The 16,882-nt window shown below is 58.3% G+C and carries 18 protein-coding genes; 5 read left to right on the plus strand and 13 right to left on the minus strand.

The features are described 5' to 3' along the window. Nucleotides 1-47: 47 nt before the first annotated feature. The gene (locus D8U18_RS06590) at nt 48-269 is read right to left on the minus strand and encodes a DUF1161 domain-containing protein (protein WP_056854493.1); all 222 of its coding nucleotides are present in this window, start codon (nt 267-269) and stop codon (nt 48-50) included. 119 nt (nt 270-388) lie between these two features. Next, a complete protein-coding gene (locus tag D8U18_RS06595; protein WP_056854477.1) occupies nt 389-604 on the minus strand; it encodes a dodecin in 216 nt (71 codons plus the stop codon). A 158-nt stretch (nt 605-762) separates the two neighbouring features. On the opposite strand from D8U18_RS06595, the gene D8U18_RS06600 reads away from it, so the two are divergent. Continuing rightward, nucleotides 763-1,089 carry a DUF883 family protein gene (locus tag D8U18_RS06600; RefSeq protein WP_056854478.1) on the plus strand — a complete coding sequence of 109 codons (327 nt, stop codon included), beginning with the start codon at nt 763-765 and terminating at the stop codon, nt 1,087-1,089. On the opposite strand, the gene D8U18_RS06605 is transcribed toward D8U18_RS06600, so the two are convergent. Further along, nucleotides 1,062-1,979 carry a LysR family transcriptional regulator gene (locus D8U18_RS06605; RefSeq protein WP_131107307.1) on the minus strand — a complete coding sequence of 306 codons (918 nt, stop codon included), beginning with the start codon at nt 1,977-1,979 and terminating at the stop codon, nt 1,062-1,064. The genes D8U18_RS06600 and D8U18_RS06605 overlap by 28 nt on opposite strands. Before the next feature lie 124 nt (nt 1,980-2,103). Here D8U18_RS06605 and trpB point away from each other — a divergent pair, with 124 nt between their 5' ends. Beyond that, nucleotides 2,104-3,324: a tryptophan synthase subunit beta gene (gene trpB, locus D8U18_RS06610; protein ID WP_056854480.1), complete on the plus strand. Its 1,221-nt coding sequence runs from the start codon at nt 2,104-2,106 to the stop codon at nt 3,322-3,324. Continuing rightward, the gene (gene trpA / locus D8U18_RS06615; RefSeq protein WP_130906706.1) at nt 3,324-4,136 is read left to right on the plus strand and encodes a tryptophan synthase subunit alpha; all 813 of its coding nucleotides are present in this window, start codon (nt 3,324-3,326) and stop codon (nt 4,134-4,136) included. The genes trpB and trpA overlap by 1 nt, the downstream gene beginning before the upstream one ends. Nucleotides 4,137-4,232: 96 nt before the next feature. On the opposite strand, the gene D8U18_RS06620 is transcribed toward trpA, so the two are convergent. From D8U18_RS06620 to D8U18_RS06665, 10 genes are all read right to left on the minus strand, one after another. After that, on the minus strand, nt 4,233-6,194 hold the full coding sequence (locus D8U18_RS06620) for a DUF4105 domain-containing protein (RefSeq protein WP_131107308.1): 1,962 nt from the start codon (nt 6,192-6,194) through the stop codon (nt 4,233-4,235). Then, nucleotides 6,191-6,511 carry a DUF2388 domain-containing protein gene (locus D8U18_RS06625; RefSeq protein ID WP_056854483.1) on the minus strand — a complete coding sequence of 107 codons (321 nt, stop codon included), beginning with the start codon at nt 6,509-6,511 and terminating at the stop codon, nt 6,191-6,193. Before D8U18_RS06625 ends, D8U18_RS06620 begins: the two co-directional genes overlap by 4 nt. Nucleotides 6,512-6,539: 28 nt before the next feature. Next, complete coding sequence (locus D8U18_RS06630; RefSeq protein WP_131107309.1) at nt 6,540-6,857, minus strand: DUF2388 domain-containing protein; 318 nt, start codon at nt 6,855-6,857, stop codon at nt 6,540-6,542. A gap of 107 nt (nt 6,858-6,964) precedes the next feature. Continuing rightward, nucleotides 6,965-7,282 (minus strand): DUF2388 domain-containing protein, encoded by a 318-nt coding sequence (locus D8U18_RS06635; RefSeq protein ID WP_056854485.1) that lies wholly within the window; start codon nt 7,280-7,282, stop codon nt 6,965-6,967. A 366-nt stretch (nt 7,283-7,648) separates the two neighbouring features. Next, the gene (locus D8U18_RS06640) at nt 7,649-7,864 is read right to left on the minus strand and encodes a DUF1127 domain-containing protein (protein WP_007902752.1); all 216 of its coding nucleotides are present in this window, start codon (nt 7,862-7,864) and stop codon (nt 7,649-7,651) included. Between the two features lie 319 nt (nt 7,865-8,183). After that, nucleotides 8,184-9,677: an acetyl-CoA hydrolase/transferase family protein gene (locus D8U18_RS06645; RefSeq protein ID WP_131107310.1), complete on the minus strand. Its 1,494-nt coding sequence runs from the start codon at nt 9,675-9,677 to the stop codon at nt 8,184-8,186. A gap of 214 nt (nt 9,678-9,891) precedes the next feature. After that, a complete protein-coding gene (locus D8U18_RS06650) occupies nt 9,892-11,325 on the minus strand; it encodes an NAD(P)(+) transhydrogenase (Re/Si-specific) subunit beta (RefSeq protein ID WP_056854487.1) in 1,434 nt (477 codons plus the stop codon). After that, entirely contained in the window at nt 11,322-11,678 is a 357-nt protein-coding gene (locus tag D8U18_RS06655; protein WP_056854488.1) for an NAD(P) transhydrogenase subunit alpha, read from the minus strand. Before D8U18_RS06655 ends, D8U18_RS06650 begins: the two co-directional genes overlap by 4 nt. An 11-nt stretch (nt 11,679-11,689) precedes the next feature. Continuing rightward, a complete protein-coding gene (locus D8U18_RS06660) occupies nt 11,690-12,811 on the minus strand; it encodes a Re/Si-specific NAD(P)(+) transhydrogenase subunit alpha (RefSeq protein ID WP_056854489.1) in 1,122 nt (373 codons plus the stop codon). 435 nt (nt 12,812-13,246) lie between these two features. Beyond that, nucleotides 13,247-14,146 carry a LysR family transcriptional regulator gene (locus D8U18_RS06665; protein ID WP_130905143.1) on the minus strand — a complete coding sequence of 300 codons (900 nt, stop codon included), beginning with the start codon at nt 14,144-14,146 and terminating at the stop codon, nt 13,247-13,249. 157 nt (nt 14,147-14,303) lie between these two features. Here D8U18_RS06665 and D8U18_RS06670 point away from each other — a divergent pair, with 157 nt between their 5' ends. Next, nucleotides 14,304-15,485, plus strand: a complete 1,182-nt coding sequence (locus D8U18_RS06670; RefSeq protein WP_131107311.1) for an acyl-CoA dehydrogenase — start codon at nt 14,304-14,306, stop codon at nt 15,483-15,485. A gap of 13 nt (nt 15,486-15,498) precedes the next feature. Next, entirely contained in the window at nt 15,499-16,719 is a 1,221-nt protein-coding gene (locus tag D8U18_RS06675; RefSeq protein ID WP_056854491.1) for a CaiB/BaiF CoA-transferase family protein, read from the plus strand. Nucleotides 16,720-16,882: the final 163 nt, after the last annotated feature.

The raw sequence follows: 16,882 nt of genomic DNA on the forward strand, positions 1-16,882 counted from the left end.
AAAAGCCGACGTTTTGCGTCGGCTTTTTATTGTCTGAAGGAATCAGGCTATTTTTTGTAGACAATGACCTTGGTACCGCTTTCACAGGTGCCGACCACTTGCCCGCCGGCCTCGGTGCCTTTATCGACAATTTCCAGCGAATACCCGGAAACGCCCTTGGCATCCAGTTTTGCGGCGATTTCCGCTTTGAGCTCTTCGCATGACTTACCGGCGGCGAACACGGTGCCTGCAAGGCTCAATAATCCAATTGCCAAAATAAACTTCTTCATCAGTCGCATCCCCGGTCGGTTCAAAGGGGCGCCCAGCGTCGGCTGGACGCACTTATGTAGCGCTTTGCCATTCCCTATGGCAATCGGCCAGCGCGCAAGTTCAGAAGACGGGTCGACCCTCAGCTGCTGGCAATCCGGAATCCGACTTTCAGCGTCACCTGAAAGTGTGCAGCCTTGCCGTCCTGGATATGCCCACGGGTTTCGGTCACTTCAAACCATTCCATGTGTTTGATGCTTTTGGCCGCTTCAGCCAGGGCGTTGTTGATCGCATCTTCAATACTGCTCGTGGACGAGCCAACCAATTCGACTTTCTTGTAGGTGTGATGGTCAGACATGGGGTTCTCCTTTTGGGTGTGAAGTACAGCCTAGCAGTGAATTTGTGTCTTACTTCTGTCGCTCGATCCGACATGGAAGTTCAGATTTACTGCACTTTCTCGAACCGCTGAAGTCCCAACCAACACACGCCACTCATCAACAATGCAGGAGAGCCACCATGGCCAACAGCTCGTTACGTAAAGCCTCATTGCAAAGCATGGAAGCGGAGATCGAGAGTCTGCTCAAATCCTTGGAAAACCTGAAGGAAGACGCCTCGGACGAGTCGCGTAAAACCCTCAAGGTGCTCAAAGGCAACGCCGAGAACGCATTGCGGCATTCGCGCCATCTGCTCGCCGATGCCTATGAAGAGGTCAAGGTCAAAACCCGTGAGACAGGTATTGCAACCCGGGACTACGCCCAGGAACACCCTTGGACTACAGCGGGTGTTGCCGTCGGCGCACTGGGCCTGTTGGCGGCTTACTTGCTATGCAAACGCGGTGACTGATCCGTCTGGCGCAACTCATTCTTGAGCCAATGCGCCAGTTGCCGGGCGCGCCCGTCCGCGGCGCGCTTGGGTAGCCACAGCGCCAGATGTGCCGGGGTTTCGCTGAAACCCCATGGCGCTACCAAACGGCCAGCCTTCAAATCTTCAGCCACCAGCGGCTCCGGGGCAATCGCCACACCCAGCCCGGCCACGGCCGCTTCCAGCAAGTAATACAAATGTTCGAAACCCTGTCCGTACTTCAACGCCTTGGCGTCGAGGCCGCTTTGTTGCACCCAGCTGGGCCAGGCCTGCGGCCGGGAAGTGGTGTGCAGCAACGATTCATTGAGCAACGCGCTGGGCGGTGCCGTTTTCAGGCGCTCGAAGCCGGCGAACCGCGGGCTCATGACCGGGCCGATCCGCTCGCTGGTCAGTTCGAAGACCTGCATGTCCGCAGGCCAGGGCGGCTCGGCAAAAACCAGCAAGGCATCCAGGCCCGGGCGACGCGGATCGAGATCGCCTTCCCCGGCAGACAGGTGCAAACGCAGGTCAGGCAAGTCGGCATTCAATCGACCCAGGCGCGGAATGAACCAGCGTGCCAGGAGGCTCCCCGAACAACCCAGCACAAATGGCGCATCCGCCGTGCTTTGCGTGAGCTCGGCGCAAACCGTGCGCAAGCGTTCGAAAGCTTCAGCACTGGCGTCGCGTAGCCGCATTCCGGCATCTGTGAGTTTAAGGCCGCGGCCATCCTTGACGAAAAGGCTGACGCCGAGGTGTTCTTCCAGCGCCTTGAGCTGGCGGCTGACTGCGCCGTGAGTTACGTGCAACTGCTCCGCTGCCTGACTGACACTGTTCAGCCGGGCAGTTGCCTCGAAGGCGCGCAGGGCATTGAGCGGGGGGAGGTCGTGGCTCATTTTATCTGTGAGTTTTCCTGACAGGTTATGGCGATCTTATCGGTTTTCAGTCGAGGACGTCAGGGGTAGAGTGGACCCCACTGTCTCTTTATGCCCCATTCACGCATTCAACTGGAGCGCCCAAATGACCCAGACCAATCTGCGCAACGGCCCTGATGCCAACGGCCTGTTTGGCGCGTTCGGCGGCCGTTACGTTGCCGAAACCCTGATGCCGTTGATCCTTGATCTGGCCCGCGAATACGAAGCGGCCAAGGAAGATCCGGCATTCAAAGAAGAATTGGCCTACTTCCAGCGCGATTACGTCGGTCGTCCAAGTCCTCTGTATTTCGCCGAACGCCTGACCGAGTTCTGCGGCGGTGCGAAGATTTACCTCAAGCGTGAAGAGCTGAACCACACCGGCGCGCACAAGATCAACAATTGCATCGGCCAGATCCTGCTGGCGCGGCGCATGGGCAAGAAACGCATCATCGCCGAAACCGGCGCTGGCATGCATGGTGTGGCGACTGCCACCGTGGCCGCGCGTTTTGGTCTCGATTGCGTGATCTACATGGGTACCACTGACATCGAACGTCAGCAGGCCAACGTATTTCGCATGAAGCTGCTGGGCGCCGAGGTGATTCCAGTCGTGGCCGGCACCGGCACTCTCAAGGACGCGATGAACGAAGCCTTGCGTGACTGGGTGACCAACGTCGACAGCACCTTCTACCTGATCGGCACCGTAGCCGGTCCGCACCCGTATCCAGCGATGGTTCGCGACTTCCAGGCCGTCATCGGCAAGGAAACCCGTGATCAACTGCAAGCCCAGGAAGGCCGTCTGCCGGACAGCCTGGTGGCGTGCATCGGCGGCGGCTCCAACGCCATGGGCTTGTTCCATCCGTTCCTCGACGACAAGAGCGTTGAAATCATCGGTGTTGAAGCAGCCGGTTATGGCATTGAAACCGGCAAGCACGCGGCCAGCCTCAATGGTGGTGTACCCGGCGTGCTGCATGGTAACCGCACGTTCCTGCTGCAGGACGAAGATGGCCAGATCATCGATGCCCACTCGATTTCCGCCGGCCTCGACTACCCGGGTATTGGTCCGGAACACGCCTGGTTGCATGACATCGGCCGCGTTCAGTACACCTCGGTGACTGATGACGAAGCCCTCGCGGCGTTCCATCAATGCTGCCGCCTGGAAGGGATCATTCCTGCCCTGGAAAGCGCCCATGCCCTGGCTGAAGTGTTCAAGCGCGCCCCGAACCTGCCGAAGGATCATCTGATGGTGGTCAACCTGTCCGGCCGTGGCGACAAAGACATGCAAACCGTGATGCACCACATGGAACAATCGAAGCAGGAGAAACACTGATGAGCCGCCTGCAAACACGTTTTGCCGAACTCAAGGAACAGAACCGTGCCGCGCTGGTGACCTTTGTCACCGCTGGCGACCCGAGCTACGACACCTCGTTGGCCATCCTCAAAGGCTTGCCGGCAGCCGGCGCTGACGTGATCGAACTGGGCATGCCCTTCACCGATCCGATGGCCGACGGCCCAGCGATCCAGCTCGCTAACATCCGTGCCCTGGGTGCCAGGCAGAACCTGGCGAAAACCCTGGAAATGGTTCGTGAATTCCGCAAGGACAACAACGAAACCCCGCTGGTGCTGATGGGCTACTTCAACCCCATCCACATGTACGGCGTGCCACGTTTCATCGCCGAAGCGAAAGAGGCCGGCGTCGATGGCTTGATCGTGGTCGACATGCCGCCTGAGCATAACGGCGAACTGTGCGACCCGGCGCAGGCTGCCGGCATCGACTTCATCCGCCTGACCACGCCGACCACCGATGACGTGCGTTTGCCAACGGTGCTCAATGGCAGCTCCGGCTTCGTGTACTACGTGTCCGTGGCCGGTGTGACCGGTGCTGGCGCCGCAACGCTGGAACATGTCGAAGAAGCGGTCGCTCGCCTGCGCCGTCATACCGATCTGCCGATCAGTATCGGTTTTGGCATTCGCACACCAGAACAAGCGGCGGCCATCGCGCGTCTGGCCGATGGTGTGGTGGTGGGGTCGGCGTTGATCGATCACATCGCCAATGCCACTACGCCGGACCAGGCAATCGATGGTGTATTGAGCCTGTGCTCGGCGCTGGCCGACGGCGTGCGCCAGGCACGCGTCAGCTGAGGGTGATTTCCCCGACGTACGGGAATCAACAAAAAGGCTTCAGAACTCGGTTCTGAAGCCTTTTTGTTGCGTGTCAGGGGAGGGGAAAGGCCTATATCAAGGCAACTCCAGCCCACCCGACGCCTTGTGCAATTTACGCAGATGCTCGCCAATTTGTTTCACGTTGGCCTCGTTGGCAGCCATTTCGGCTGCTCGGGACGGTTCGAGCAGCGCCCGTACTTCCTTGTCCAGATCCCCGGTCAAGGCTTGAAGCTGCTTTTGCCGCAGGCTGCTTTCCGACTCCAGGCGCTGCCATTCATTCGGCTGCGGCAAGCCGTATCCTCCGCTGCCGAGCAATTCGGCCGGTCGACTGAGGAAGCCGCTGTTATCGAGAATCTGCCTCAGCGTTGCATTAGCCTTGTCCATCCCGCCGTTTTTCAATTCTCGAGCGCCCAGGTAACGCTGTTTGACTTCGTCCTGAGCCAGCAACAACTGGCGCCGGAAGCTTGCTTGCTCGAGCAACAGAAGGGCCGCGCTGGTGCGCAGATCTGCCTGTTCGAACCACGTGCGGCGCTCTTCGGCCTTCAAGTCCAGCCAGTCTTCGACGGTTTCCTGTTTGACCGGCAGGCTTTTTTTCAGCACATCAAACATCGCTTGATAGCGATCCCGGAACGAGTCGAACCGATAGCCCAGGCGCAGTGCTTCGCGGGGATCGTCCAGCACACTGGTGTCCGCCAGCCCGCGCCCTTTCAGCACTTCCAGCAGGCCGTTGGGCATGATGTTGTCCAGAGCAACCAGTTTTGAATTGTTGGTGCCACTGCGCAGTAACTTCAGCTCCTCTACGGCGCAATTGTTGGAGAGGAAAAAGTAGTTGCCGTCGTAACTCCAGTGCATCTCGGCGGCGCGCTCAACCACACCTTCGATCTCGCTGCGCGAAAGGTCCAGCGGTACGGATGCCAGGCTGCGCAATTCAGTCTTGGTGTACTCGTCAATGACTTGAGCCAGCGGTAATACAAACAGACGTGACGGATATTTACCCACCAGACCGTCCCAGCTCGACAGCTGCACGTCGCCGACAAAGGCCCGATATGACAGCACCAGATGCTGGTCCAGATCCAACCGACAATCCGGCCCGCGTGGGCGTCCCGGTGCGCAGATCACCAGGCGCAACATGCTGTGGCCCCATCGACTGACCCAGTTCTGGTTAGCCTCGGCCAGCAAATAGTCGACGGCATAAACTCGCTCTGGATCGACCTGGCCCAGCGGGGTTTTGGCAAAATCATTGCCGGCATTCAGGAAAGCGAAGGTTTTACCGCAGTCGCTCTTGGCGGTGGGTGCCCATCCAAAGTGCTCTTTGTAATAGCGGTACAGCGCCGGACGACGGCAGGCATAACTCGGGTCAAGCAGGAAATACTCCATGTTGACCGCGACGAATTCCTTTGGGCTGCTGGTCTCGTAGATGTCCGGGCTGCGGGCAATCTGGCGGTTGTGCTGTTCACGCTCACCACGACGACCCACGTATTGCGGCCAACCGGCGAGATCAAGCAAGCGCGGATCGTCGCTGAGGGTAAAGCGGCGGCCAGACTGGCCTCGGCATTCATCTGGAATACCGACCAGCCCTGAGCTGCTGTCCTGGCGGGTACAGCGCTGAATCAGCGAGCGCTGCGCCTGTGGCCACAGACGCGAGCGATCATAAATGTGGGTCAGTTCGTGCAGAACCGTGGCCAGCATTTCCCGACGCACTGTGCCGTGAGGACGATAGGTCTTCTTGGTGGCTGCGCTGCCATCGGTGAGGCTGGCCAGCAGATTGCGGTTCAAATCGAGCTCAGACACCGGGGACGCCTGGCCGTAGGCGTTGGCGGGCATGTCATCGGTCCAGCCGACGTCAATTCGACGGTCGAGTTGCTTGATGAAATGCGGCGGCAATGCCTGCATGGCTTCATCCAGCAATGCCTGGCTGGCCTGCTGCTGTGCGGGGCTCAGGCCTTCGGTCTTGAGATGCAGTTCGAGGTCGGCGTGGGCCATGTTGCCGAGCAGCAACATGACCCCGGCCAACAGCCAGGTGACTGGAGACCTCACAGTGCGAGGATGGCTTCAGCGAGATCCTGATCACTGGCGTCTCGGGCTTCCGGAACGCGGGTGCGCAACAAACTGAAAGCCGATTCCAGGTGCGCACCACGGATGTCTCCGTTACTGGCGACAAAGCTGGCGGCATCGTCTTGAGCTTCGCGGACGATTTTCGAGTCGCGAATGGACGTAGTTGTATCAGACGTGAAATCGAGTGTGCGCTGGGTCGCGCGGATAAGGATGTTACTGGTGGCAACCAGGGTATGGGCCTGTGCCACATCGGCCAACAACAGCAGGCCGAGGGTGGCGGCAATCAGCGGGTTACGCATGGAACGACTCCGGAGAAACTTGGGATAACTATTGGACGAGAATTGCCTGTGCCAGTTCAAGGTCGCTGGCATGAAGTTTTGGCTGGGTCCGGCGCAGGTAAGACAGGGCCGATTCCAGTTGTGCGCCTCTGAGTTGGCCATCACTGGCGATGAACGCCGCGGCATCATCCCGGGCGGCGAGCAGCAGTTTATGGTCGAAGGGCGCGGAGGTCACCATGCTTGTGGCGTAACCGCTGGCTACGGTGCCTTGCGTGGACAGGTTGAAGGCATCGAAAGCCTGGGCCGCGCCTGAGTAGCTGGCCGCAAAAAACAGTGAAGGGATTAACAGATATGAAAAAAAACGCATGAGACTCGACAGTTGAAAGTGAGTCTCAAGGCTAGCGCAAGGCCCGGTCTAGAGCCAGCGTCGAAATATCGGGACACGTCTGACGTGTCCCTCTTCAAAGCAGTCGCTTAGATCGTCAGGATCGCCTGTGCCAGTTGTGCGTCTGTCGCGTTGAGTTGTGGCGCCTGATGGCGAATGTGGTCGAGAGCGCTTTCCAGTTTTACGCCACGGATGGCGCCTTCACTGGCAACGAAGCTGGCAGCGTCGTCACGGGCCGCGAGTACAATTTTGTCGTCTCTAAAAGAAGACGTGACGTCGGAGGTCGCGTCCGATGTGGCCTTGAGTGCACCAACGACGGCATCGGTGGTCACGATGAAGCTGGTGGCGTGGGAATTGGCAGCCACGGCAAGCAGGGCTGCAGCGCTAAGCAGACGAAGACGGGACATGGTGTAACTCCTTTTGATGGGCAATTTTAAGGTGGCGCTCTGTGCGGAGTCTGACGCCAGACGCTTGGCATTCGCCACTTATTGGTTTGATATTAGGCCTGTGCGCAACGATTCGCACAGTGTCGTTTGTTCGGGCCGGGGACATTGGCTGATTTGCGTGACGCTGATCAGGTTCTCTGAAGACATGAAATGCCAAAACTGTACTGGTTATAATATCAATACTTAAAACTGTACCTATTTGAATCAGATGGCCGGAATTCTGGGTTCCAAAACGACGAAACCCGTCGTGGTTTCCCACGACGGGTTTCGTTTTTTCAATTCGGGTTGCTGGCGATGGACCATCAGGTCAGGGCCAGCGACGCTAACTTAGCGCCAGAACGGCTTGCTCAGCTCTTCGTAGCGTTGTGCTTCGCTAATCCCGGCATCAGCCAGCAGACGCGAATCCAGACGAGCCAGTTGATGGCGGCTGGAGATGCGGCGCTGCCACAGCATCAGGTTGGCGATAACGCGCAGAGGCATGGAAGCCTGGGTTTTTGCAGCAGTGTCTTCGAAGAACAGTTCGGAACTGAGTGTACGTTCCATGATTGACATCCTTCCGCTTGTGGCGGGATTAGGTAGTGGTTTAACTGGTGCCCATGATCCTCTCTCTTGCCTAGCCACTGTAGATACAGTTCATCTGTATTGTGAGGGCTCAGTTAACTGTTTATAGGTGGTGTACTGGTCTAAATTGAGGCAACTGTACTTGTCTGCGCCATTATGGTGCATTTTCGGCCATTAAGACTTGATGAGTAGGCTATAGCTGTAGGAAAAGACCGGTACAGCAGTACAGTTTTTGTAAGTAAAGCGTCTTGCAATTGCCCGCTGACGAAACTGTGTTTGCGTCAGCGGCAATCTGTACCAATTAACTGGCGATCATTCGCCCGGTTTCTTCCAGGTTTATGTGCCAGCTCAGGGCATCACGCAGGATATGCGGGGTATGTCCGCCCACTGCGCAAGCCTTTTCAAAATAATCGCTGAGGGCCTGGCGGTAATCCGGGTGTACGCAGTTGTCGATGATCACCCGCGCACGCTCGCGGGGCGCCAGGCCGCGCAGATCGGCCAAACCGATTTCGGTGACCAGGATGTCGACGTCATGCTCGGTGTGGTCGACATGGCTGACCATCGGCACCACGCTGGAAATCGCGCCGCCCTTGGCAATCGACTTGGTCACGAAGATCGCCAGGTGCGCATTGCGTGCAAAGTCACCCGAACCGCCAATCCCATTCATCATCCGCGTGCCGCAGACGTGGGTGGAGTTGACGTTGCCATAGATGTCGAACTCAAGCGCCGTGTTGATACCGATGATCCCGAGGCGACGTACCACTTCGGGGTGATTGGAGATCTCCTGAGGGCGCAGCACCAGTTTGTCCTTGTAGCGCTCCAGGTTGCCGAACACGTCAGCATTGCGGCGGCTGGAGAGGGTGATGGAGCTTCCCGAAGCAAAGCTCAGCTTGCCCGCGTCGATCAGGTCGAACGTGGAGTCCTGCAGCACTTCGGAATACATCGTCAGGTCTTCGAAAGGCGAGTCGATCAGGCCGCACATCACCGAGTTGGCGATGGTACCGATCCCGGCCTGCAGCGGCCCGAGCTTATTGGTCATGCGCCCGGCGTCCACTTCCTGCTTGAAGAAGTCGATCAAGTGATCGGCAATGGCTTGGGTGTCGGCGTCGGGTGGCAGCACGGTGGATGGTGAGTCCGGTTGCTGGGTGATGACGATCGCCACAATCTTTTCCGGCGGGATCGGGATTGCGCTGCTGCCAATGCGATCGTCGACCTTGACCAGTGGGATCGGCGTGCGGGTCGGACGATAGGTCGGAATATAGATGTCGTGCAGACCTTCGAGATTCGGGTTGTGTGCCAGGTTGATCTCGACGATCACGTGTTTGGCGAAAATCGCGAAGCTGGCCGAGTTACCCACCGATGTAGTCGGCACGATATGGCCTTGCTCGGTGATGGCCACGGCTTCGATCACCGCGATATCTGGCAACTTGAGCTGTTGATTGCGCAGTTGCTCGACGGTTTCCGAAAGGTGTTGATCGATGAACATCACCTCGCCTGCGTTAATCGCCTTGCGCAAGGTGCTGTCCACCTGGAACGGCATGCGGCGTGACAGCACGCCGGCTTCGGTGAGTTGCTTGTCGAGGTCGTTGCCCAGACTGGCGCCGGTCATCAGGCTGATCTTCAGCGGCGTGACCTTGGCTCGCTCCGCCAGTGCGTGGGGTACGGCCTTGGCTTCGCCGGCGCGGGTGAAGCCGCTCATGCCAACGGTCATGCCGTCCTGAATCAGAGCGGCGGCGTCGGCAGCGCTCATCACTTTGTCCAACAACGATGGCAGGCGAATACGGTCACGGTACATGGATTGTTATCTCGGGCAACGGGTATCAGGATGCGCAGTCTAGTTAATTTCGCTAGCCGCTGTCCCGCTACCAAGGTCGCAAACGAGGCGTCTATTCCGGGGATTTCAAGCAAAACACCGTTACCGGATCGGTAACAAAGACGTCGATTGTCCGACGCTTTGCACAAACAAAAACGCCCCGACGAGTCGGGGCGTTTCAGTCGTGCCGAGAGATTTATTCGACGGCTTTAACCATGTCTTCGATGACTTTCTTGGCGTCGCCGAACACCATCATGGTCTTGTCCAGGTAGAACAGTTCGTTGTCCAGACCGGCATAGCCGCTGGCCATCGAGCGCTTGTTGACGATGATGGTCTTGGCCTTGAACGCTTCGAGAATCGGCATGCCGGCAATCGGCGATTTCGGATCGTTCTTGGCGGCCGGGTTGACCACGTCGTTCGCGCCGAGTACCAGCACCACGTCTGCCTGGCCGAACTCGGAGTTGATGTCTTCCATCTCGAACACCTGGTCGTAAGGCACTTCGGCCTCGGCCAGCAACACGTTCATGTGGCCCGGCATACGACCTGCAACCGGATGGATCGCGTACTTCACGGTCACGCCGCGGTGGGTCAGCTTCTCGGTCAGTTCCTTCAATGCATGCTGCGCCCGCGCTACCGCCAGGCCGTAGCCCGGGACGATGATCACGGTGTCGGCGTTGGTCAGCAGGAAGGTCGCGTCATCAGCCGAACCGGATTTCACCGGGCGGGCTTCCTTGGCGCCTGCAGGACCTGCATCGGCTGTATTGCCGAAACCGCCGAGCAATACATTAAAGAAGGAGCGGTTCATCGCCTTGCACATGATGTACGAGAGGATCGCACCGCTTGAGCCCACCAGCGAACCGGCGATGATCAGCATCGAGTTGTTCAGCGAGAAACCAATGCCCGCCGCTGCCCAGCCGGAATAGCTGTTGAGCATCGACACCACTACCGGCATGTCGGCGCCACCGATCGGGATGATGATCAGCACACCCATGACGAAGGCCAGAGCCAACATCACGGCGAAGGCAGTCAGGTTGCCCGTCAGCATGTAGGTCACGCCCAGTGCCAGCGTGGCTACACCCAACAGCAGGTTCAGTTTGTGCTGACCGCTGAACTGTACCGGTGCGCCCTGGAACAGGCGGAACTTGTACTTGCCCGACAGTTTGCCGAACGCGATCACCGAGCCGGAGAAAGTGATTGCACCAATGGCCGCGCCCAGGAACAGCTCCAGGCGGTTACCCGCCGGAATGGCGTCGCCGAGTTGCTTGACGATGCCCAGCGATTGAGGTTCGACCACCGCCGCAATGGCAATGAACACCGCTGCCAGGCCAATCATGCTGTGCATGAAAGCGACCAGCTCAGGCATTTTGGTCATTTCAACGCGTTTGGCCATGATTGAACCGGCGGTACCGCCGATCAACAGGCCGACGATCACGTAGACGATGCCGTCGTGGGCCAGTTCGGATCCCAATTTGTAGATCAGGCCGACCGTCGTCAGGACCGCCAGACCCATGCCGAGCATGCCGAACAGGTTGCCGCGACGCGAGGTCGTTGGATGCGAGAGGCCCTTGAGCGCCTGGATGAAGCAGACCGAGGCGATCAGGTACAGGGAAGTAACGAGGTTCATGCTCATGCTTGCTGCACCTCAGCCTTGACTGCTTCGGCCTTGGCTGCCGGAGCTTTTGCTGGCGCCGCTTTTTTCTTGAACATTTCCAGCATGCGACGGGTGACCAGGAAGCCACCGAACACATTGACCGCCGCCAGGGCTACGGCCAGGGTGCCCATGGTTTTGCCCAGGGGTGTGACGGTCAACGCGGCAGCGAGCATGGCGCCGACGATCACAATTGCCGAGATAGCGTTGGTCACCGCCATCAGGGGCGTGTGAAGCGCAGGTGTCACGTTCCAGACCACGTGATAACCGACATAAATCGCCAGCACAAAGATGATCAGGTTGTAGATACCGTCAGAGATCAGCATGTCTTCCATTGTTTTTATCCTCAGCCGTTCTTGCGCACGATCTGGCCGTCGCGGCACATCAGGCACGCGGCGACGATATCGTCTTCGAGGTTGATCACCAGTTGTCCTTCTTTATCGAACAACAGTTTCATGAAGTCCAGCAGGTTGCGCGCGTACAGCGCCGAAGCGTCGGCTGCCACCGCGCCGGCCAGGTTGGTAGGGCCGACAATGGTCACGCCATTTTCGACCACCACCTGATCGGCTACGGTCAGCGGGCAGTTACCGCCCTGGGCTGCCGCAAGGTCGACGACCACCGAACCCGGTTTCATTTGTGCCACGGTTTCCGCGCTCAGCAGCGTCGGTGCCTTGCGTCCTGGAATCAGCGCTGTGGTGATAACGATGTCAGCCTGTTTGGCGCGTTCGTGCACGGCTGCGGCCTGGCGCTGCATCCAGCTGGCGGGCATGGGGCGTGCGTAACCGCCGACACCAACGGCGCATTCGCGCTCTTCATCGGTCTCGTAAGGCACGTCGACGAACTTGGCGCCGAGGGATTCGATCTGCTCCTTGACTGCAGGACGCACGTCAGACGCCTCGATCACTGCTCCCAGGCGTTTTGCCGTGGCAATCGCCTGCAACCCGGCCACACCGGCACCGAGAATCAGAACGCGCGCCGCTTTCACGGTGCCGGCAGCGGTCATCAGCATTGGCATGAAGCGCGGATAGTAATGAGCTGCCAGCAACACCGCCTTGTAGCCGGCAATGTTGGCTTGCGATGACAGCACATCCAGGCTCTGAGCGCGGGACGTGCGGGGCGCGGCTTCCAGTGCGAATGCGGTAATGCCGCATTCGGCCATCTTGGCGATGGTTTCGTTGCTGAACGGATTGAGCATGCCCACCACAATGGTGCCGCTCTTGATCAGTGCGAGTTCGCTGTCGCTGGGGGCGACTACCTTAAGAATCAGCTCTGCGCCAAACACATCGCTGGCGCTGCCAATGCTTGCGCCCGCTGCTTCATAGGCACTGTCGACAACACTGGCGTTAATGCCGGCGCCGCTTTGAACAGTGACCTTATGACCTTGGCCGATCAGCTTCTTGATGGTTTCCGGGGTTGCAGCAACCCGTGTTTCACCGGTCTGGGTTTCGAGAGGAACACCAATGTGCACGTCAAATCTCCTGCGTGATCTTATTGAGTAAACCCATGCACTACGGATGGTGCGGCTGGGGCGGCCGATCAGCACGACCCCGCCAAATCAGGACGGGGCGCGGCATTTTGCAGGCGAACTTTGTGCCCTTCAAGGGATTATGACGGGTGACGGAAAATTAACTACAAGTCACCCCGTGACCGAATGTCGCAACCAACCGGCTCAATCCCTTGCAGGCCGTGCCTTGTAAGGATTCTGGCGCAAATTCAAGAAATTGGACATCGGCCGTATGAATGTTGCGGCATCGGCCCTCAATAGTGGCGCAAAGCCGCGTCTTCAGGCGCTTGTGGGACGTTTGTACTGCTTTGCCAAACAGTTTGTGTTTAAGCGACATATCCGTATATCTGTAGGGTTTTTGAATAGCTGACTACGAGGTCAACAAGGCGGGCCGGGCCTTTATTCTTCTAGGCTATAGCTGTGCGCCTGCGTGACCAGCCAATCTCGAAAAGCCCTTAAAGATGCCGATTCGACCTTTCGCTCAGGAATCATCAAGTAATACGCCTTGATACTGGAGAGCGCCTGAGGGTTGGCGATGACCAGGCGTTTCTCTGTCAATTCGCGTTGAATCAGGAATGGCGGAATCAATGCAATGCCCATGTCGTGCATCGCCGCCTGGGCGAGCATTGAGAATAGCTCGTAGCGCGGGCCTGTCATGTCTCGAGGGATGTTCAGATGCTGGGAGTTGAACCACTGACGCCAGGCATACGGCCGGGTGGTTTGCTGCAGGAGTGGGAGTTCTGCGATTTCTTCGGGGGAAAGGACGGTTTTCTTTCCGAGTAGGCCGGGGCTGCAAACGGGCATGGGATTTTCGCCCATCAAGCGGTGGGATTCCGTACCCGACCAATCCGCGTCGCCAAAGTAAATCGCGGCATCGAAGTCCGTGTCGGCAAACAGGAATGGCCGCGTCCGGTTGGTCAGGTTGACCGTCACTTCGGGATGTTTGTGTTGGAAGTCTTTGAGTCGCGGCAGTAACCACTGAGTGCCGAAAGTCGGTACCACGGCCAGCTCGATTACGTTGGCGCCCTGCTGGCCCATCACCGACAAAGTGTCGCGCTCGACTGCGTCGAGTTGAGTGGCAACCCGACGGCTGTAGGAAAGCCCGGCTTCAGTCAGCTTTACACCGCGCCGTGAGCGTCGAAAGAGTTCCACATTCAGGAACTCTTCCAGGCTGGCGATCTGTCGACAGATTGCACCTTGGGTCAGCGAAAGCTCCTCGGCTGCTTTGGTAAAGCTTTCGTGTCGCGCTGCCGCTTCAAAGCTTATCAGGGCGGTTGTGCTGGGTATCTTTCTACGCATGTACGTCCACCTCACTAATACATCGCCTCAAATGCATTGCGCGACGTTTCGGAGTGAGAAATTAGCACAACAGTATGCGAAATCCTCGTTTGCCGTGACGCCGAACCCAGCCTAGGATCAGTCCACGTTATTTGACCTGTTTCGAGAGGACACACTCATGGCCGGTAAAGCTAGCTTCAACTGGATCGATCCCCTGCTGCTGGATCAACAGCTCACCGAAGAAGAGCGCATGATTCGCGACACCGCTGCGCAGTTCGCTCAGCAGAAGCTCGCGCCGCGGGTTCTCGAAGCTTTCCGCCATGAAAAGACCGATCCGGCGATCTTTCGCGAGATGGGGGAGGTGGGCCTGTTGGGTGCCACCATTCCTGAGCAATACGGCGGCAGTGGCCTGAACTACGTCAGCTATGGCCTGATTGCCCGTGAAGTCGAGCGTGTCGATTCGGGCTATCGCTCGATGATGAGTGTGCAATCCTCGCTGGTGATGGTGCCGATCAACGAATTCGGTACCGAAGCTCAAAAGCAGAAATACCTGCCGAAACTGGCTTCCGGCGAATGGATCGGTTGCTTCGGTCTGACGGAGCCTAACCACGGTTCCGACCCGGGCGCGATGATTACTCGTGCGCGTAAAGTGGAAGGCGGCTACAGCTTGACCGGTAGCAAGATGTGGATCACCAACAGCCCGATCGCTGACGTTTTTGTCGTTTGGGGCAAGGACGATGCGGGTGATATCCGCGGATTCGTTCTGGAGAAAGGCTGGAAGGGCCTTAGCGCACCGGCTATTCACGGCAAGGTCGGCCTGCGTGCATCGATCACCGGTGAAATCGTGATGGACAACGTATTCGTGCCGGAAGAGAACATTTTCCCGGATGTCCGAGGCTTGAAAGGACCGTTCACCTGTCTGAACTCCGCTCGGTACGGTATCTCCTGGGGTGCGCTGGGTGCTGCCGAGTTCTGCTGGCACACCGCTCGCCAATACACACTGGATCGTCAGCAGTTCGGTCGCCCGTTGGCTGCGACTCAGCTGATCCAGAAGAAGCTGGCCGACATGCAGACCGAAATCACCATGGCGTTGCAGGGCTGCCTGCGCTTGGGTCGTATGAAGGACGAAGGTACTGCGGCAGTCGAAATCACTTCGATGATGAAGCGTAACTCCTGCGGCAAGTCGCTGGACATTGCGCGCATGGCCCGTGACATGTTGGGTGGCAACGGTATCTCTGATGAGTTCGGCGTTGCTCGTCACCTGGTCAACCTGGAAGTGGTGAATACCTATGAAGGTACACACGACGTCCACGCGCTGATTCTTGGTCGCGCGCAGACCGGCATCCAGGCGTTCAATTAATAGGAGAACGACCATGGGCGCGCTTTCACATCTACGGGTACTGGATTTGTCGCGGGTATTGGCCGGGCCGTGGGCCGGGCAGATCCTCGCCGACCTTGGCGCCGAAGTGATCAAGGTCGAGCGCCCTGGCAACGGTGACGACACGCGCGCCTGGGGGCCGCCCTTCCTTAAGGACGCTTATGGCGAGAACACCAGCGAGGCCGCTTATTATCTGTCGGCCAATCGCAACAAGCAGTCGGTCACCATCGACTTCACGCGCCCTGAAGGTCAGAAGCTGGTGCGTGATCTGGCGGCCAAATCAGACATCCTGATCGAGAACTTCAAGGTGGGTGGTCTGGCCGCTTATGGGCTGGACTACGAAGCACTAAGGTCGATTAACCCGAATCTGATCTATTGCTCGATTACCGGGTTTGGTCAGACCGGGCCGTATGCCAAGCGCGCTGGCTACGACTTCATGATCCAGGGGCTCGGCGGGCTCATGAGTCTGACGGGTCGACCTGAGGGTGAGGAAGGCGCCGGGCCGGTTAAAGTGGGCGTTGCGCTGACGGACATCCTGACAGGGCTCTATTCGACCGTGGCAATCCTCGCAGCGCTTGCGCATCGCGATCATGATGGTGGCGGACAGCATATCGATATGGCGCTGCTCGATGTCCAGGTGGCGTGCCTGGCTAACCAGGCGATGAATTACCTGACAACGGGTAATGCGCCGAAGCGCCTGGGCAATGCGCATCCGAACATCGTGCCTTATCAGGACTTTCCTACTGCTGACGGCGACTTCATCCTCACCGTGGGCAATGACGGACAGTTCCGAAAGTTCGCTGAAGTGGCTGGGCAACCCCAGTGGGCAGACGATCCTCGTTTCGCAACCAACAAGCAGCGGGTGGCCAACCGAGCGGTGCTGATTCCACTGATCCGCCAGGCGACGGTGTTCAAAACTACCGCTGAGTGGGTGGCTGAGCTCGAACGGGCTGGCGTGCCCTGCGGGCCGATCAACGATCTGGCGCAAATGTTTGCCGATCCGCAGGTCAAGGCGCGAGGGCTGGCTATTGAATTGCCGCATGCGCTGGCTGGCATGGTGCCTCAGGTAGCAAGTCCTATTCGTTTGTCCGAAACGCCGGTGGAGTACCGCCAAGCGCCGCCATTGTTGGGTGAGCATACGCTGGAAGTGCTGCAGCGAGTGCTGGGGCTGGATGCGGGTGTGGTGGCTGCGTTGAAGGACGCAGGTGTGCTCTGAAGGCGCCTTCTATATAGAAGGCGCGGGTTTTGTGTGTGCAGGTGCGCTGTTTTCTTGCCTTTCGTAAGTTATTGATAAAAAAACTAAATCAACGCTTGACGGCAGATTTCAGGTGTCTATAATTCGCCCCACTTCCGGCGCAGTCGAAACGGAAAACTCCTTG

This window comes from Pseudomonas sp. Sample_10 (genome assembly GCF_004321495.1).
GTDB lineage: Bacteria > Pseudomonadota > Gammaproteobacteria > Pseudomonadales > Pseudomonadaceae > Aquipseudomonas.

Excerpts from the sequence above, each read along its gene's own strand:
- trpB (WP_056854480.1), top strand. The coding sequence starts at position 2,104 with ATGACCCAGACCAATCTGCGCAACGGCCCTGATGCCAACGGCCTGTTT.
- D8U18_RS06600 (WP_056854478.1), top strand. The coding sequence starts at position 763 with ATGGCCAACAGCTCGTTACGTAAAGCCTCATTGCAAAGCATGGAAGCG.
- D8U18_RS06640 (WP_007902752.1), bottom strand. The coding sequence starts at position 7,864 with ATGGAACGTACACTCAGTTCCGAACTGTTCTTCGAAGACACTGCTGCA.
- D8U18_RS06675 (WP_056854491.1), top strand. The coding sequence starts at position 15,499 with ATGGGCGCGCTTTCACATCTACGGGTACTGGATTTGTCGCGGGTATTG.
- D8U18_RS06630 (WP_131107309.1), bottom strand. The coding sequence starts at position 6,857 with ATGCGTTTTTTTTCATATCTGTTAATCCCTTCACTGTTTTTTGCGGCC.
- D8U18_RS06645 (WP_131107310.1), bottom strand. The coding sequence starts at position 9,677 with ATGTACCGTGACCGTATTCGCCTGCCATCGTTGTTGGACAAAGTGATG.
- D8U18_RS06625 (WP_056854483.1), bottom strand. The coding sequence starts at position 6,511 with ATGCGTAACCCGCTGATTGCCGCCACCCTCGGCCTGCTGTTGTTGGCC.
- D8U18_RS06590 (WP_056854493.1), bottom strand. The coding sequence starts at position 269 with ATGAAGAAGTTTATTTTGGCAATTGGATTATTGAGCCTTGCAGGCACC.
- trpA (WP_130906706.1), top strand. The coding sequence starts at position 3,324 with ATGAGCCGCCTGCAAACACGTTTTGCCGAACTCAAGGAACAGAACCGT.
- D8U18_RS06670 (WP_131107311.1), top strand. The coding sequence starts at position 14,304 with ATGGCCGGTAAAGCTAGCTTCAACTGGATCGATCCCCTGCTGCTGGAT.
- D8U18_RS06635 (WP_056854485.1), bottom strand. The coding sequence starts at position 7,282 with ATGTCCCGTCTTCGTCTGCTTAGCGCTGCAGCCCTGCTTGCCGTGGCT.
- D8U18_RS06595 (WP_056854477.1), bottom strand. The coding sequence starts at position 604 with ATGTCTGACCATCACACCTACAAGAAAGTCGAATTGGTTGGCTCGTCC.
- D8U18_RS06665 (WP_130905143.1), bottom strand. The coding sequence starts at position 14,146 with ATGCGTAGAAAGATACCCAGCACAACCGCCCTGATAAGCTTTGAAGCG.
- D8U18_RS06655 (WP_056854488.1), bottom strand. The coding sequence starts at position 11,678 with ATGGAAGACATGCTGATCTCTGACGGTATCTACAACCTGATCATCTTT.
- D8U18_RS06650 (WP_056854487.1), bottom strand. The coding sequence starts at position 11,325 with ATGAGCATGAACCTCGTTACTTCCCTGTACCTGATCGCCTCGGTCTGC.
- D8U18_RS06605 (WP_131107307.1), bottom strand. The coding sequence starts at position 1,979 with ATGAGCCACGACCTCCCCCCGCTCAATGCCCTGCGCGCCTTCGAGGCA.